Genomic DNA, 17748 nt, shown 5'->3' with positions numbered 1-17748 from the left:
AGGAAAGAATCAGCCTCCACTTACCGGTGGAATCAATGCGACAACATCACCATCTTGAATGATATCATCTTCATTCGCATATTCTTCATTAATTGCTACCATTGTGTGCTGTGAAAGGGATACATTGTAGTCTTTCGTCACAAGTTCCTTTAATTCTGATACGGCAAGATTTTGTACATCAATTTGTAATTGATGTGTTCCAGCTTCTTCTTGTAAATGAGAAAATAATAATACTGTAATCATTCCGCATTCTCCTTTCCTGGTTCCCCTTTTGGATACGATGTTTTCTCTAATTGATCGCCAATCCATTTCTCACCGTCTTCCCAAAACTCTTTCTTCCAAATTGGAACAATTTGTTTAATACGCTCCATAATGTACTCATTTGCCTCGTATGCCGCTTTTCGGTGCGGCGTCGATACAGCAACAACTACGGCAATATCAGAAATTTGCAGTGTGCCGATGCGGTGCGTAATTGCCACATGTGTTCCTGGCCATTTTTCTTTCGTTTCCTCACCAATTTTGGCAAGCATCTTTTCAGCCATCGAATGATATGCAGCATATTCTAAGTAAAGTGTACGGCGTCCTTTCGTAAACTCGCGCACTGTACCAGTGAATGTCGTCACAGCACCGCATTCACGGCGAATCACTTTCTTTGTCACTTCTTCAATGGAAATTGATGTATCCACTACTTCAAAATACGTATTTGTCATTTTGCATCCCTCATTCTTTGTACGAGCCACTTTATATACTCTGCCTCTTCTGTTATACGAAAAACTTTATAGTTCTCGTGCCATGTTTCCGGAGCCTCATTCCATGTAATGACAGCGATCACATTTTCTACACTTTCTAATAAAGAGGCATCTTCATCTGACCTAAGTAAAACTACTTTCGGGTATTGTTCTTTTTTATATCCTTCAACAATAACAACTTCTGCTTCAAAACACGTATACAAACGAATGATTTTTTCTAAAGACCAGTGGCTCGTAGCAGATAAAGACAATAATCCATCACCTTCCACTGCACTGACAATTGCTCCCGCTTCGCGATGGCGTTCACTATCTTTTTGCAGCGGCAACTCTGGATATCCTCCGTGCCCATGATGCTTAATCGTCCCTACTCGCACGCCCTCATTCGTTAAAGCTCTAATCAGCTTCTCTGCCAATGTCGTTTTTCCGCTATTTTGATACCCTACGACTTGTAAGACTGGAACGGCTCTTTCCATGGCCAATCACTTCCTTGCTCTGCTTCTAATAAAAGGACAGTAACAGTCATACCTGCTTCAAAACCGCGCGTACCACCTGGTAAGACGATAAAAGCATTCGCATCGGCAAGTGAAGACACAGCACTTGATTTATCAAGCCCAACTGGCACTGCTTGCAGTTGTCCGTTTACTATTTCTACTTTCCCTCTAACAAAACGTGTAAATGGATTCGCTTTCGGAAACCCCTTCGTTAAAATGGCATCACCGCGGTACATATGAGGCTGCTTCCGATGTAGAAATGTCTGAACAATAGGACGTACAAACAATTCAAATCCAACATAGCAAGCAGACGGATTACCTGATAATCCAAATAATAATTTTCCGTTTACTTCTGCTACCGTCGTTACACTTCCTGGCCGCATCGCTACTTTATTGAACAGTACATGCGCTCCAAGCTTTTCGTAAATAGCCGGTAAGTAATCATAATCTCCAACTGACACACCGCCTGTTGTAATGAGAATATCGACTTCTTCCATTGTCTTTTTTACCATTTCATAGCAAGTATCGAAGTCATCTGCAAATTGTCCATAATACCGAACCGTGCCGCCCGCTCGCATAATTTGCGCAGCAATCATATAAGAGTTACTGTTACGAATTTTTCCTGGTTCAAGCGGTTCATGCACCTCTAGCAATTCACTTCCCGTAGTTACAATTCCAATAACAGGACGCTTTGCGACAGCTACTTCACTATAACCAAACGTTGCAAGAAGCGCTGCCACTCCTGGATTAATCACTGTTCCCTTTTCCACAAGTACATCATGTTGCTTTACATCTTCACCTTTAAATGAAATATTATCGCCTGATTGAAACGGACGCTTCAGTTTCATATATGTCTTCCCGTTTTTTTGGAAGCCTTCTGTAAGCTCTAGCATGACAACCGCGTCACAACCTGTTGGAATCGCTGCACCTGTCATAATCCGCACCGCTTGAAATGCCTTCACTTCTTCTGTAAAAACAAAACCAGCACCAATTTCTCCAACGACTTCAAATTCAACTGGCTGCTCCTGACTTGCTTTTTTTGTATCTTCTGCACGTATCGCAAAACCATCGTACGGAGAGCGATCGAAATGAGGAACATCATGATCCGCTACTACGTCTTCCCCAAGAATTCGTCCATAACTTTCTGTAAGCGGTACTCGCTCTGCGTCGCCATGTTTTGCATATTTCATCACATGTGCCACTGCATCGCTAACTGCAATTGGTATTCGTTTTTCTAGCATCATTTTCACCCCACATTTGCAAAATATCACATCTTCATTACAATTTTTGTTGTACAATGCTAATCATAATAGCAATTACTTCAAGGAGGAATTCCATGTCTTCATTTACTCATTTTAACGAACAAGGCCGTGCCAAAATGGTCGATATTAGCGATAAGAAGATTACCGTGCGAACAGCTATCGCTCGTTCTAGCATCATCGTGACGAAAGAAATTTATGATAAAATTACCCATAATGAAATCGGAAAAGGCGATGTCCTAGCGGTTGCACAAATCGCTGGTATTATGGCAGCAAAGCGTACTTCTGATATCATTCCGATGTGTCATCCACTCCTTCTAAAAGGTGTTGATATTTCCTTTGACTGGAATATTGCAGATGAACAATATCGTTTACTTATTGAAGTAAAAGTGAAAACAGAGGGCAGCACCGGCGTTGAAATGGAAGCTTTAACTGCAGCTTCCGCTACCGCTCTTACCGTATATGACATGTGCAAAGCTGTCGATAAAGGCATGATCATCGGTGAAACATACTTACTTGAAAAAACAGGTGGCAAAAGCGGCGATTATACAAGAAATCAATCTTAAACTCCTTCATCGAATCCAAGGGGGGCGTCCCCCTGGATTCACCCTATATAACGAGCGTATAATCGCTTTGCCACTTGTATATCATTTGTACCATGAACAAAGGCTCGCCCATCTTGGAATAAAACAAAGCGATATTCATCTACATGAAATGATAATAAGTACGGTGTCCTCTGCATCGTTACGCTCTTTTGTAAGCGCTTTTCTATTTCTTCTAAGTTAAGAAGCTGATTTTTGCCTGGGCGAATCTGAACTGTATTTCGACCGCACAGCACTTCTGTTTTCATTTGTGCCTCAAATGCTAGGCTTGGATATGTACGCAATTTACCGCAAGACAGGCAATTCTCTTTTTTCTGCCTGTTTACTTTAAATGCCATATACTGATTGTTCCAAAGATCGAATGTTACCATCGTTTCTCGTAATGCTTCAAAATCTCCAACTAGTATTTTTAAAGCTTCTGCAACTTGATAAGCAACGACCATTTGCACAGCTGGTTGAATAATCCCCGCTGTATCACACGTTGCTCCGCTCGTTGGATGCTCCATTAAACATCGAAAACATGGTGTTTTCCCTGGAATAATCGTATACGTTACACCATAACTGCCTACACAACCACCGTATATCCACGGAACGTTATACTTCTGTGAAATATCGTTAATAAGAAGACGCGTATCGAAATTATCTGTTGCATCTATTATTACATCCACGTTCTTAACAAGCTGTTCCATTTCTTGCACCGTTACATCTGTTACAACTGGCTCGATATCTACTTCAGAGTTAATTCGCCTTAAATGCTGCGCCGCTGCAACTGCTTTCGGTACATAACGATTCGCATCTTCTTCTGTATATAATTGCTGCCTTTGTAAGTTGCTCCACTCGACGTAATCACGATCCGCAATCGTCAGCTTGCCAATCCCTGCCCGGACAAGCGCCTCAGCATTTGCCGCACCAAGTGCACCAGCGCCAATGATTAATACGTGTTTTTCACCTAAATCTCGCTGGCCAGTTTCACCAATCTCTGAGAATAGTATTTGCCGTGAGTACCGCTCTTGCATCTTGACCCCTTCTCTCTTATCCGCCAATATATGACATTTCAATTTTCGGGCGGTTATTTGCACTTTCTTCCGTTCGTTCATCTGAATAACGATCGCTACGCCTAGTCCACACATCTTGTACGACTCGGAATAATTCCTCATCATCTATCCCCTCGCGAAGCAGCGTTCGTAAATCCGTTCCTGCTGTTGCAAATAAACATGTATACAACTTACCTTCTGCTGAAATGCGTGCTCTCGTACAAGAAGAACAAAACGATTCAGAAACAGATGTGATAAAGCCGACTTCTGCCTCAGTTTCAACATATCGATACCGCTTTGCCACTTCACCAAAATAATGCGGATCTACCGGCTCAATTGGATACACACGTCCAATCATATCGATTAATTCTTTCTTCGTAATCACTTGTTCAAAATTCCAGCCGTTCGTACTCCCAACATCCATAAATTCAATAAAGCGAAGAGGGATGCACTGCTCTTTACAATAAGCGGCCATCTTCAAGATTTGGTTATCGTTCATTCCTTTTTTTACGACCATGTTGATTTTCACTTCTAATCCGGCTGCCCTTGCTGCTTCAATTCCTCGTAATATAGGCTTCGTGCTTACATTGCGGCCGTTAATGCTTCGAAATACATCATCATCTAGTGCATCTAAACTGACGTTTACTCGTTGTAAACCAGCTTCTTTTAAAGCTTTCGCTTGCTTCGTTAAATGAATACCGTTCGTCGTTAGCCCAATATCTGTTAGACCTTCTAATTTCACAAGACGTTCTATGAGCTTTGGTAAATCTTTACGCAGTAACGGTTCGCCGCCAGTTAATCGAATTTTCTTGACGCCCATGCGAACAAAAAGTTTAGCTAATCTCTCAATCTCATCAAATGTAAGCAAAAACTCATCTTTTAAAAACGCATAATCTGGACCAAACACTTCAGCCGGCATACAATATGTGCATCGAAAATTACAACGATCAATAACAGAAATGCGTAAATCTTGAAGCGGACGCTGCCATGCATCTAAAATCTTCTCAGTCATCTTCACCCCTCCTTCTTGCTGTCTCTATATACCTTCATTCTATTATAATATATTTTTAAACTAGGGTGTTTTTGCTCTTGCGCTTTATCTTTTTTTTGGCTGTCTTTCATTTGTCTTCATCATAAAAAAGAACAACAATCTATGTTGTGATATTTCTCACATCGATTTTCTCATTCAAAAATTCTTCACAATTCTGTTCAAAAACTGTTCACAATTAGCCACGGGAAAAAAACTGCTTGCATTTGCACTATATTTACATTCAAAATAAGAAATAGACTGTTCTGAAAAGAAAGGTGATTGCTGTGGCAAACAGTACGGCATTATCAAATGATTTAAAAGAATTGCTCGCATCTGTGGAATATAAAATGAAAGTGGGCAAAGCTAATTATATTTTCCAAGAAGGTATGGTGGCAAAAGAACTATACATTATTCACTCTGGAAAAGTTCAAATTAGTAAAATTAGTGCCGATGGTCAAGAATTGACACTGCGCATTTGTTCGCAGCATGATATTATCGGAGAACTCACATTATTTACAGAGGATGCCAAATATTTGTTAAATGCAAAAGTGCTTGAACATGCAGAAATCGGCGTCATTAAACGAGATGCATTAGAAAAAGCATTGCTGGAAAAACCAGCTCTTGCGTTTGAATTTATGAAGTGGGTTAGTGAGCATTTACGAAGAATGCAAACGAAGTTTCGTGATTTAGTATTGCATGGCAAAAAGGGAGCTCTCTATTCGACTCTCATTCGCATGACGAATAGTTACGGGATTTTAAAAGAAGAGGGTATTCTCATTGATCTTCCATTAACGAATCAAGATCTTGCAAACTTCTGTGCAACCTCTCGGGAAAGTGTCAATCGCATGTTAAATGATTTAAAAAAACAAGGCATTATTTCCATTCATAAAGGAAAGATTACCATTCATAATTTACACTTTTTAAAATGTGCAATCGCTTGTGAAGATTGCCCTACCTCTATTTGTAGTATTGAGTAGCATCTCATTTAGATGCTGCTTTTTTTTATTCTACATCCTAAACATGTTTTGTAATGTGCAAAATGTCACACCTTCTCTATTTTTTCCTTACACACTCATGAATTTTTGACAATCTGTTGAACTGTGATAGATATCACATCTCTATTTTGCACGCCCTCTTATAGTGAAAGTAAGCAAGAGAGACGCAATAAAGGAGTGAACAGTATGAAAAAGAAACTATCACCATTCATGCAACGTTTAAAATATTTTTCTCCAATAGATCGTTATAACGATAATCATACACAAGAAACATACGAAGACCGCGAATGGGAAAACGCTTATAGAAAGCGATGGCAGCATGATAAAGTAATCCGCTCCACGCATGGCGTAAACTGCACCGGTTCTTGCAGCTGGAACATTTACGTAAAAGATGGAATTGTAACTTGGGAAGGACAAGAGCTAAATTATCCGACTACTGGTCCGGATATGCCAGACTTTGAGCCACGCGGATGCCCGCGCGGAGCAAGCTTTTCTTGGTACATTTATAGTCCGCTTCGTGTGAAATACCCATATGTACGCGGCGTTCTTTGGAATATGTGGCAAGAGGAACTACAAAAACATGAATCACCGTTAGACGCTTGGAAAAGCATTGTTGAAAATCCAGAAAAAGCACGTACATATAAGCAAGCACGCGGAAAAGGCGGCTTTATTCGTGCAAATTGGGATGAGGTATTACAGCTTGTTGCTGCTTCCTTATTATATACAGTAATCAAATACGGTCCAGATCGAAATGTTGGCTTCTCGCCAATTCCTGCGATGTCAATGTTAAGCCACGCAGCTGGAAGCCGCTTTATGCAGCTTATGGGCGGGCCGATGCTCAGCTTCTACGATTGGTACGCTGACTTACCGCCAGCTTCACCGCAAATTTGGGGTGATCAAACAGATGTGCCAGAAAGTAGTGATTGGTACAACGCTGGCTACATTATGACATGGGGCTCCAACGTACCGCTAACACGGACACCAGATGCCCACTTCTTAGCGGAAGTGCGCTATAAAGGAACAAAAGTCGTTTCTGTTAGCCCTGATTTTGCCGAATCAACAAAATTTGCTGATGACTGGATCAGTGTAAAACAAGGAACAGACGGTGCACTTGCAATGGCAATGGGGCACGTCATTTTACAAGAATTTTACGTGGACAAACAAGTGGACTACTTCATAAATTATGCAAAACAATATACAGATTTCCCATTCCTTGTCACGTTAAAGCAGCAAGGAGATCAATTTGTTGCAGACCGCTTCTTAAATGCGGCTGATATTGGTCGTGAAACGAAGCTTGGCGAATGGAAGCCCGTTCTTTGGAACGATAACTGTCATGATTTCGCAACGCCGCACGGTACAATGGGATCACGCTGGGATAACGAGAAGAAGTGGAACTTACGTTTAGAAGATGAACAAACAGGTGAAAAAATTGAGCCGCGTCTTTCTTTACTTGGTATGGAGGATGCAATTGGAACTGTACAAATTCCGTACTTTTCTGATGACGGAAATGAAGTATTAGAACGTACCATTCCAGTGAAAAAGATTACAACACCAAACGGAGATCTTTTCGTAACAACTGTCTATGATTTAACATTAGCAAACTACGGCGTAGACCGCGGTCTTGGCGGCCAAGAACCGAAGAGCTTTGATGAAGATGTTCCGTTTACGCCAGCATGGCAAGAAAAAATGACAGGTGTAAAACGAGAACTTATTATTCAAATCGCTCGTGAATTTGCTCAAAATGCAGTTGATACAAATGGACGCTCGATGATTATTGTCGGCGCTGGTATTAACCATTGGTTTAACTCTGATACGATTTACCGCGCTGTGTTAAACCTTGTTCTTCTTGTTGGTGCACAAGGTGTAAACGGCGGCGGCTGGGCTCATTATGTCGGTCAAGAAAAGTTACGCCCAGCAGAAGGTTGGCAAACCATCGCAACAGCAAAAGATTGGCAAGGTCCGCCGAAACTGCAAAACGGTACATCCTTCTTCTATTTCGTTACAGATCAGTGGCGCTATGAAGATACACCTGTTGGACATTTAGCATCGCCAGTTGTCGGCAACTCACGTTATCAGCATCATGGTGATTACAATGTGTTGGCCGCTCGCCTTGGCTGGCTACCTTCTTATCCAACTTTCGAAAAGAATGGCATTGAACTATATAAAGAAGCGGTCGCTAGTGGCGCAACAACCCAAGAGGAAATCGGGAAATATGTTGCGCAGAAACTAAAAGACAAAGAGCTCAAATTTGCGATTGAAGACCCGGATAACAAAAATAACTTCCCGCGCAACTTATTCGTATGGCGCGCGAATTTAATCTCAAGTTCTGGTAAAGGACACGAGTATTTCTTAAAACATTTATTAGGTACAACAAACGGATTAATGAACGATGATCATGATTCATTACGACCAGAAGAAATTACGTGGCATGAAGAGGCACCGGAAGGAAAACTTGATCTACTAATCAATTTAGATTTCCGTATGGCTGGAACAGCACTATACTCTGACATCGTTCTTCCTGCTTCCACGTGGTATGAAAAGCATGATTTAAGCAGTACAGATATGCATCCGTTCGTGCATCCATTTAACCCAGCAATCGGTTCACCGTGGGAAGCACGCTCTGACTGGGATATTTTCTGCTCCCTTTCAAAAGCAGTCTCTGATCTAGCACAAAAGTTAGACCTTGAGCCAATGAAAGAAGTTGTTGCAACGCCGCTTCTTCACGATACACCGCAAGAATTAGCGCAGCCGCTCGGACAAATTAAAGATTGGAGCAAAGGGGAATGTGAGCCAATCCCAGGCAAAACAATGCCGCAAATTCATGTCGTAGAACGTGACTATAAAACGCTGTATGACAAAATGACTGCACTCGGACCAAACGTTGGAAAACAGCCAATTGGTACAAAAGGCATCTCTTGGTCTGCGGAAAAAGAATACGAACAATTAAAGAGTAAATTAGGTGTAATTCGCGCTGATTCGATCGCGAAAGGGTGCCCTGACATAACAGAAGCAATTAATGCTGCTGAGACAGTGTTAACCCTTTCTTCTACAACAAACGGTCATATGGCAGTAAAAGCATGGGAAGCGCTTGAAAAACAAACAGATTTACAACTGCGTGATTTAGCAGAAGAACGTGAAGAAGAATGCTTCACATTCGAACAAATTACGGCACAACCAAAAACAGTTATTACCTCCCCCGCTTTTAGTGGCTCAGAAAAAGGAGGACGCCGTTACTCACCTTTTACAACAAACGTAGAACGTCTTATTCCTTGGAGAACAATAACAGGGCGTCAATCTTTCTACTTAGATCACGACATGATGAAAGAATTTGGCGAAACAATGGCAACGTTCAAACCAATTTTACAGCATAAACCGTTCCGTAAATCTCGCCCTGAAGTAGAAGGAAAAGAAATTACGCTGAACTATTTAACACCGCATAACAAGTGGTCCATTCATAGTATGTACTTTGATTCACTGCCGATGTTAACACTGTTCCGCGGCGGACCAACAGTATGGATGAATAAAGATGACGCTGCTGAAGCCGGTGTTGCTGATAATGACTGGATTGAATGCTTTAACCGAAACGGTGTCGTTGTTGCACGTGCTGTCGTAACACACCGCATGCCGCGAGGAATGGCCTTTATGCATCATGCACAAGATCGCCACATTAACGTGCCTGGTACGAATTTAACAAGTAACCGAGGAGGAACACATAATAGCCCGACGCGTATTCACGTAAAACCAACACATATGATTGGCGGATACGGTCAATTAAGCTACGGCTTTAACTACTATGGCCCAACTGGCAACCAACGCGACTTAAACGTCGTCATCCGCAAACTGAAGGAGGTAGATTGGCTTGAAGATTAAAGCACAAGTCGGAATGGTAATGAACCTAGATAAATGCATCGGCTGCCACACTTGTAGCGTAACATGCAAAAACACCTGGACGAATCGTCCAGGTGCTGAATACATGTACTTTAACAACGTAGAAACAAAACCGGGCATTGGCTATCCAAAACAATGGGAAGATCAAGAAAAATATAAAGGCGGCTGGGAGCTGAAGAACGGAGACCTTCAGTTGAAATCCGGTTCAAAAATGAAACGTCTCATGAACATTTTTCATAACCCAGATCAACCAACAATTGATGATTACTTTGAGCCTTGGAACTACGACTATGAAACATTAACAAACAGCCCGCAGCGAAAGCACCAACCGGTTGCTCGTCCAAAGTCAGCCATTACAGGTGAATTTATCGATAAAATTGAATGGGGACCAAACTGGGAAGATGATTTAGCCGGCGGGCATGTAACAGGCTTACAAGATCCAAACGTCAAGAAAATGGAAGAAGAAATTAAAACGGATTTTGAAAATGTGTTCATGATGTACTTACCGCGTATTTGCGAACATTGCATCAATCCGCCGTGCGTATCTTCTTGTCCATCTGGCTCTATGTATAAGCGCGATGAAGATGGAATTGTCCTTGTTGATCAAAACGCATGCCGCGCTTGGAGATTCTGTGTCTCTTCTTGTCCATACAAAAAAGTGTATTTCAACTGGCAAACGAATAAAGCTGAAAAATGTACGATGTGTTTCCCACGTATTGAAGCTGGTATGCCGACAATTTGTTCTGAAACATGCGTTGGACGCATTCGTTACATCGGAGTTATGTTATATGACGCTGATAAAGTAAAAGAAGCTGCATCTGTAGAAGATGGAAAAGACTTATACCATTCTCAACTTAACGTATTCCTAGATCCAAACGATCCAGAAATAGCCGCTGAAGCAAAGAAACAAGGTATTCCAGAAGAATGGATCAAAGCTGCTCAGCAATCACCTATTTATAAAATGATTATCGATTGGAAAATTGCGCTTCCACTTCATCCAGAGTATCGTACGTTGCCAATGGTTTGGTACATCCCGCCTTTAAGCCCGATTATGAACATGGTCGAAGGAAAAGGAAGCAACCGGCAAGCAGAAGAGATTTTCCCTGCTATTGATAATATGCGTATTCCGATTCAATATTTAGCAAACTTATTAACTGCGGGCGATGAATCTCATATTCGTCTTACATTGAAAAAAATGGCTGTCATGCGTACTCATATGAGAGCATTGCAAATAAATAAAGAACCAAATGAAGCTGTATTAACAGAACTGGGCTTAACAAAAGAAGACGTTGAAGATATGTACCGTCTTCTTGCGATTGCGAAATATAAGGATCGTTTCGTCATTCCAACTTCTCACCGCGAGCAAGTGGCAGACCTTTATAACGAGCAAGGAAGCTGCGGTCTTTCCTTTGCTGGCGGCCCCGGCTCTTGTATGACAATCTCTTAAAATAAAGGAGGTAACAACTATGAAACAAAGTTTACAAACTGCTTTTTCTTGTTCTTCCTTTCTTCTCTCCTATCCTGAACAGGGATGGAGAGAAGCACTTCCTCATTTACAAAGTGATATTCAAAGCATCGAACATGAGGAAATTCGCACTACCCTTACAACATTTATCGAACAAGCAAAGCAAAAAACAAACGATGAATTAATTGAATCATATGTATATACATTTGATTTTGGCAAAAAAACAAATATGTATCTCACTTACATGAATACTGGTGAACAACGAGAACGAGGAATTGAACTACTAGAATTAAAACAACACTATCAAAAAGCAGGCTTCGCTGTAACTGATAAAGAACTGCCTGATTATTTACCACTTATGTTAGAGTTTTTCGCAAATGCAGAGGAAGAAGATAGTGAGCCGATTATGAAAAAATACACAAGCAATATCGAGGCATTGCATCAACAATTAAAAGACGCAAACAATATGTACGAACCAATTGCCCGATGCATCCTTACTGCTATTGGTGCATGGCAGTATGAAATAGAATAGAAAGGAGTACGGCAAAGATGATAGATCAATTTTTATGGGTACTCTTTCCATATATCATTTTAGTCATTTTCATTGGTGGGCATATTTTTAGATACAACTACGATCAATTTGGTTGGACATCAAAATCTAGTGAACTATTAGAGAAGAAAATGCTCCGAATCGGAAGTTTATTGTTTCATTTTGGTATTATGTTCGTAATTGGCGGGCATGTCATGGGAATTTTAATCCCCGAATCCGTCTATAGTTCCCTCGGCATTTCTGAGCATACGTATCATATAATGGCAATCGGTTTCGGCCTTCCGGCAGGTATTGCTTCTATAATCGGATTATTCATTTTAACGTATCGCCGCTTTACCGTAAAACGTATTATCGCAACAAGTACAAAGGGAGACTACATTGCCCTGATCTTGTTGCTCATCGTAATGCTCGCAGGACTTTCTTCTACATTTTTAAATATTGATTCAAATGGTTTTGATTATCGAACAACGGTTGGCCCATGGTTCCGCAGCCTCTTTATTTTCCAGCCTAAAGCCGAATATATGGCAGAGGTGCCAATTTGGTTTAAAATTCACATCGTTGCAGCTATGGGACTGTTTGCAGCATGGCCATTTACAAGACTCGTTCATGTATTTAGCGTTCCCGTGAAATATTTACGACGCAGCTATGTTATTTATCGAAAAAGAAAACCGATAGAGTCTAACGAAATGAAACTTTAATTAGGGAATTTTTCACGAAATAAATATTTTATAAAAATAGAAAAGCATTCCTTTCATCGGAATGCTTTTTTCTTATTCTACTATACAATCTGTACGCTCCACATTCGGAGCTCCCTGTGAAGCACCTGTCATCCCACTGCCATTCTGAGCTCCCGGTAAAGCACTTGTCATCCCGCAGCTATTCTGAGCTCCCGGTAAAGCACTTGTCATCCCGCAGCTATTCTGAGCTGTCTGTGAAGCATTGGTCATCCCGCAGCTATTCTGAGCTGTCTGTGAAGCATTGGTCATCCCACTGCTATTCTGAGCTCCCTGTGAAGCATTTGTCATCCCACTGCTATTCTGAGCTCCCGGTAAAGTATCTGTCATCTCGCTACTACTTGCAGCATTTACCAAGGTGCTACCTCGTGTAATAGTTGTTGTAATTGTGTCTCCAGGTTTCAGACAAACTTCATTTGTATTTCCGATAACGACTACAACATCCATACATGTTGGTCCTGTTGATCCGGTAAATGTTTTTGTTGCAACAAACGAAGTATCCCGCAAATTATCTCCTGTGAAAATATTCCCAGAATTATTTATAATAACAAACTCCTTAATACAAGCTCCCATTTTTATACAACCTTTCTATTACCCTCCTGATGTTATACTTATTTCCGCCGGAGTAAATTCAGTATTACCTCGTGGTACGCTCGGTGGCATTAACTTCCCATTTAACAATCTAGCAGAGCTTGATCCACCAGACCCACTAAATATCTTCGTCGCAATAAACGGAGAAAGATCATAACAATTTCCCATATTGATTGGTCCTCTATTGTTTATGATTTTAATTTTTCGAATAAGTGGATTCACCCGTAAACCACCTTCCTTAACAATATCTCTTCCTTTCTACACTGTATGCAAAAGAAAAAAACTTGAAACGGACGCGTTTCAAGTTTTAAAAAGAATTATTTCTAGCAGGGATATCCCCGCTGATGATTAGTGAACTTTATTTAATTTCACCTTCGTATTGCATCATGCCGCCAACCATGTTTACTGTTTTATAACCTAGTTCATTTAAATAATGACAAACATTTTCACTGCGCACACCTGATCTACAAATAAAAATGTATTCATTTTCTTTATCAAAGAAGTCTACTTTATGCGGAATGTCATTCATTTTAATATGAACTGCTTCTGGAATTTTCCCGTATTCTACTTCTTCATCTTCACGCACATCTACTAAAAATAACGTTTCCCCTTTTTCTAAACGCTCTTGTACTTCTTGTGGCATAATTGTTTTAATTTCAGACATGGAACTGCCTCCTTCTTTCGATTCATTCTCAATTTTAGCATGCAATAGCTAGAAAACAAGCTATGTGCCCAAGTCTCATTAGAGAACATTTGAAGTTCGCTGATTTATGAATTGATGTACTTTGCTAGCAAACAAATGTGTCTCTAACACCCCTGCCATATGTCCATGTATACTTTCAATCTCATACACTTCTGCAAATTTTCTATTCTTCCTCAATAACTCAACCATTTCATAATTATAACGAGAAGGCTGTAGTATATCTTGCTTACAAGGAATCATAAGGACGCTTGCTTCTACTTGTCGAAGCGCTTCTTCTAATGAAGAAAAACCGCGGGCAATGTCATGTAATAACGTTGCTTTTGCTGTATACATCCATGAATTTGCATCGACAAATGCAATATTCTGTAATGTTACTTCATGAATTTCTTCTTCAAATGAAGTTAAAGTAAAGAAATCTTGATAAGGTGCAGATTCTGTATGGCTCCGCGAAAATGTCGTTTCATAATAATGCGCATCAAATGCGTTTATAAACATCATTTTAGCGGCCATATGCAGTCCTTTCACCGGCTGCTTCTCTCCGTAATTTCCATTATTCCAAGCCGGATCTAATTGAATGGCATCTATTGTATTTTGCAAAACATTAACAGCCGTCACTATTGGATTTTGCGGATTTGTAATGACGCCAATCACTCGCTCCATCATATGCGGGTAATGAACCGCCCATTGCTGAGCAATCATCCCACCAGCAGATGGCCCAATCACAGTATGTAACCTCGCAATCCCCATATGTCGTATTAATTCGTATTGAATACGAGCCATATCAAGAAACGTAAAGACGGGAAAAGTCATCCCATACTCTGCACCTGTTTCTGAATTTATCATCTTTGGCCCGGTTGTCACAACATAAGGATTTTTCACTTGAACGTTACACAAATTGTCCGTGCAAATAACAAAATATTTATTTGTATCGATTGCTTTTCCTGGTCCAATTAATTCATCCCACCATCCAGGAAGAGGATCATGCTCTGTATACTGTCCTGCCGCATGACTCGTTGCACTAAAATAATGACATACTAAAATTGCATTGGACTTCTCACGGTTTAATGCACCGTATGTTTCATAACCAATTTGAATTGGGATTGACGCACCGTTTTCAAATGTGAATTTCTTTAATCGAAATTCTTGTTTTTCTACATATAACACCATTTCGTCCTCCTTACGTAACACTTTTCCTCATTTCTACTAGTACAAACAAAGTGTGATACTGAAGACAAAGCGAAAAAAGCCGCTGCGAATATAGCCTTTGTTACAAGAATGCGCATACACCATAATCAATTATATTTATTCGTACGATAGGACATGATTTCCTTCTACCATAACCAAGCCATCTGTTCTACTTTTTCAAATACAAATATGTGCATAATATATAAAAATTCCCACAGACTAAAGTTATCTTATTTGGATAAAGAGGGAATACATATGTTTTTTAAATGGTTTAGTAGAAAAAAAAACAGTACAGATGCAACAAAGAAGGAACAAATGAAAGGCACGCAACAAACTAAGCAAACGGAGCAACAACCAGAACAACAAACTCAAACAAACAAGCAACTGCAAAAACAACAACAACAACAACAACAAGCTGAAGCAAACAAGCAACTGCAAAAACAACAACAGGCTGAAGCAAACAAGCAACTGCAAAAACAACAACAAGCTGAAGCAAATAAGCAACTGCAAAAACAACGACAAGCTCAAGCAATCAAGCAGCTGCAAAAACAACAACAAGCTGAAGCAAACAAGCAACTGCAAAAACAACAACAAGCTGAAGCAAACAAGCAACTGCAAAAACAACGACAAGCTCAAGCAATCAAGCAGCTGCAAAAACAACGACAAGCTCAAGCAATCAAGCAGCTGCAAAAACAACAACAAGCTGAAGCAAACAAGCAACAGCCGGAACAGCAACAAGCTCAAGCAAGTAAGCAACAGCCAGAACAGCAACAAGCTCAAGCAAGTAAGCAACAGCCGGAACAGCAACAAGCTCAAACAAATAAACAACAACCGGAACAGCAACAAGCTCAAGCAAGTAAGCAACAGCCGGAACAGCAACAAGCTCAAGCAAATAAGCAACAGCCAAAACAACAACAAGCTCAAACAAACAAGCAACAATCAAACAAACAATATTCCAAACAAAGTAAAAACGGTATTTTCGATTTTAGTAAGCCAGAACATGAAGCAGCTCATTCACTACAAGAACTTTTTCAGAAATTAAAAGAATCAAGCGATTTTGTTCATTCTCATACTTCTGAAGACCCAGCTAAGCCTTATTGGATTTCGTATTTCCGTACGTCAATGGATGGTATGAGATTACAAAATTATTTAATGCCTGCTTTATTACATCACACTGCACCAACACTAGAAGAAATAAAAGAAATGATTCCAATAAGCGGCCTTATCATTACGAGTGACGTAAAAAAAATTGAAGAAATGGTTCTAAAAGGTCACGCCATTATTCAACTGCAAGAGCATGATACGAAATGCCTACTTGCAAATATCGCAATTGAGAAATACAGATTACCGAGTATACCATTAAACGAATCAACCGTAACTGGACCGCAAGAAGGATTTGTAGAGGATATCGATACAAATATTAACCTTGTCCGTAAACGGTTGCCAGTTCTAGAATTAAAAACAAAAGAATTACTAATTGGAGAATTTTCAAAAACGAAAGTCGTTATGATGTATTTGAGTAATTTAGCAGAAAAAGAAACCATCGCATATTTAGAAGGCCTCCTGAACAAAATTCAATATGACCAAATTAATGATAGCAATTATATTGCGCATCTAATGGGCGATACTTCTATTTTTCCAACTTTTATTACTACAGAACGTGCTGATCGTGTGAGCAGCGGACTCGTTGACGGAAAAATTGCTATATTTGTCGATGGTGCACCAAATATTTTATTAGCACCTGTATCTCTACTGGATTTCTTCGTCTCGCCTGAGGATTACAGTGTGTCATGGTTTTATGCAACCTTTTCTCGCTTATTACGTTTTATAGCAATTATTTTTTCAATTGCTGCAACACCTCTATATGTAGCGGTACTTAGTTATCACTACGAATTGATTCCAAGTGATTTGCTGGAGACATTAATTTTATCGCGGGCACAGGTGCCATTTCCGCCTTTAATAGAGGCTATTTTTCTAGAGTTAGCCATTGACCTTCTCCGTGAAGCAGGAGCACGTTTACCAATGAAGGTCGGGCAAACACTCGGTATTGTAGGCGGTATCGTTATTGGACAAGCATCTGTACAAGCAGGATTAACAAGTAATATTTTGTTAATTATCGTCGCCTTATCAGCACTAGCATCATTTATTACACCGATTTATAAAATGGGCAATGCCGTTCGTGTACTTCGTTTTCCATTTCTATTACTTGCAGAGCTATGGGGACTATTAGGAATTTCGCTAGGATTTATCTTTCTTCTAACGCGACTTTTTCGATTATCGTCCCTACGAAAGCCATATGGTTTTTTTTATCCATTTCGGAAACAGTCAATTAAAGACTCACTTATACAACTACCCTTATCTAAAATGGATACACGCAATATTCAATCAAGACCGCAACATGTCGGTCGTTATGTAAAAGAAGTGTTTCAAAAACGCATGACAGATTTTGATGAGTAAGAAACGAGGAGAGCA

16 protein-coding genes and 1 pseudogene are annotated in these 17748 nt (G+C 40.2%); 7 read left to right on the top strand and 10 right to left on the bottom strand.

What is annotated here, in order from left to right:
- Positions 1-9 precede the first annotated feature (9 nt).
- From moaD to CN326_RS04680, 4 genes are read right to left on the bottom strand one after another with little or no spacing between them, the layout of a single operon-like run.
- A complete protein-coding gene (gene moaD / locus CN326_RS04695; protein ID WP_098306709.1) occupies positions 10-243 on the bottom strand; it encodes a molybdopterin converting factor subunit 1 in 234 nt (77 codons plus the stop codon).
- A complete protein-coding gene (locus CN326_RS04690) occupies positions 240-710 on the bottom strand; it encodes a molybdenum cofactor biosynthesis protein MoaE (protein ID WP_098306707.1) in 471 nt (156 codons plus the stop codon). Before CN326_RS04690 ends, moaD begins: the two co-directional genes overlap by 4 nt.
- On the bottom strand, positions 707-1222 hold the full coding sequence (mobB, locus tag CN326_RS04685; protein WP_253630629.1) for a molybdopterin-guanine dinucleotide biosynthesis protein B: 516 nt from the start codon (positions 1220-1222) through the stop codon (positions 707-709). The genes CN326_RS04690 and mobB overlap by 4 nt, the downstream gene beginning before the upstream one ends.
- Positions 1189-2481 (bottom strand): molybdopterin molybdotransferase MoeA, encoded by a 1293-nt coding sequence (locus CN326_RS04680; RefSeq protein WP_098306703.1) that lies wholly within the window; start codon positions 2479-2481, stop codon positions 1189-1191. The genes mobB and CN326_RS04680 overlap by 34 nt, the downstream gene beginning before the upstream one ends.
- Before the next feature lie 95 nt (positions 2482-2576).
- Here CN326_RS04680 and moaC point away from each other — a divergent pair, with 95 nt between their 5' ends.
- Positions 2577-3065 (top strand): cyclic pyranopterin monophosphate synthase MoaC, encoded by a 489-nt coding sequence (gene moaC, locus CN326_RS04675; RefSeq protein ID WP_098306701.1) that lies wholly within the window; start codon positions 2577-2579, stop codon positions 3063-3065.
- Between the two features lie 38 nt (positions 3066-3103).
- Here the strand turns inward: moaC and CN326_RS04670 are convergent, their stop codons facing one another.
- Both CN326_RS04670 and moaA read right to left on the bottom strand, forming a co-directional pair.
- Positions 3104-4117 (bottom strand): molybdopterin-synthase adenylyltransferase MoeB, encoded by a 1014-nt coding sequence (locus CN326_RS04670; protein WP_098306699.1) that lies wholly within the window; start codon positions 4115-4117, stop codon positions 3104-3106.
- 16 nt (positions 4118-4133) lie between these two features.
- Entirely contained in the window at positions 4134-5147 is a 1014-nt protein-coding gene (gene moaA, locus CN326_RS04665; protein ID WP_141524966.1) for a GTP 3',8-cyclase MoaA, read from the bottom strand.
- A 302-nt stretch (positions 5148-5449) separates the two neighbouring features.
- Between moaA and CN326_RS04660 the strand changes: the two genes are divergently transcribed.
- The 5 genes from CN326_RS04660 to narI all read left to right on the top strand — a co-directional run bounded on the left by CN326_RS04660 (position 5450) and on the right by narI (position 12761).
- Positions 5450-6142 (top strand): Crp/Fnr family transcriptional regulator, encoded by a 693-nt coding sequence (locus tag CN326_RS04660; RefSeq protein WP_098306695.1) that lies wholly within the window; start codon positions 5450-5452, stop codon positions 6140-6142.
- 204 nt (positions 6143-6346) lie between these two features.
- Positions 6347-10030: a nitrate reductase subunit alpha gene (locus CN326_RS04655; RefSeq protein WP_098306693.1), complete on the top strand. Its 3684-nt coding sequence runs from the start codon at positions 6347-6349 to the stop codon at positions 10028-10030.
- A complete protein-coding gene (gene narH, locus CN326_RS04650; RefSeq protein ID WP_098306691.1) occupies positions 10020-11495 on the top strand; it encodes a nitrate reductase subunit beta in 1476 nt (491 codons plus the stop codon). Before CN326_RS04655 ends, narH begins: the two co-directional genes overlap by 11 nt.
- Positions 11496-11514: 19 nt before the next feature.
- On the top strand, positions 11515-12045 hold the full coding sequence (gene narJ, locus CN326_RS04645) for a nitrate reductase molybdenum cofactor assembly chaperone (RefSeq protein ID WP_098306689.1): 531 nt from the start codon (positions 11515-11517) through the stop codon (positions 12043-12045).
- A gap of 17 nt (positions 12046-12062) precedes the next feature.
- Entirely contained in the window at positions 12063-12761 is a 699-nt protein-coding gene (narI, locus tag CN326_RS04640) for a respiratory nitrate reductase subunit gamma (protein ID WP_098306687.1), read from the top strand.
- A gap of 297 nt (positions 12762-13058) precedes the next feature.
- Here the strand turns inward: narI and CN326_RS04635 are convergent.
- The 4 genes and pseudogenes from CN326_RS04635 to CN326_RS04620 form a co-directional block, all read right to left on the bottom strand.
- Positions 13059-13370 (bottom strand): annotated as a pseudogene (locus tag CN326_RS04635) (hypothetical protein); the annotation flags it as partial.
- 18 nt (positions 13371-13388) lie between these two features.
- Positions 13389-13556, bottom strand: a complete 168-nt coding sequence (locus tag CN326_RS04630) for a spore germination protein (protein WP_483295633.1) — start codon at positions 13554-13556, stop codon at positions 13389-13391.
- A 190-nt stretch (positions 13557-13746) separates the two neighbouring features.
- Positions 13747-14052 carry a rhodanese-like domain-containing protein gene (locus CN326_RS04625; protein ID WP_098306683.1) on the bottom strand — a complete coding sequence of 102 codons (306 nt, stop codon included), beginning with the start codon at positions 14050-14052 and terminating at the stop codon, positions 13747-13749.
- 78 nt (positions 14053-14130) lie between these two features.
- Positions 14131-15258 (bottom strand): alpha/beta fold hydrolase, encoded by a 1128-nt coding sequence (locus CN326_RS04620; protein ID WP_483295632.1) that lies wholly within the window; start codon positions 15256-15258, stop codon positions 14131-14133.
- 273 nt (positions 15259-15531) lie between these two features.
- Between CN326_RS04620 and CN326_RS04615 the strand changes: the two genes are divergently transcribed.
- Positions 15532-17733, top strand: a complete 2202-nt coding sequence (locus CN326_RS04615) for a spore germination protein (protein ID WP_098306681.1) — start codon at positions 15532-15534, stop codon at positions 17731-17733.
- Positions 17734-17748 lie beyond the last annotated feature (15 nt).

Source organism: Bacillus sp. AFS018417 (assembly GCF_002560985.1).
GTDB classification, from domain to species: domain Bacteria; phylum Bacillota; class Bacilli; order Bacillales; family Bacillaceae_G; genus Bacillus_A; species Bacillus_A rhizoplanae.
Note: the sequence above shows the minus strand (reverse complement) of the source record. Positions and strands in the feature narration are given on the sequence as shown.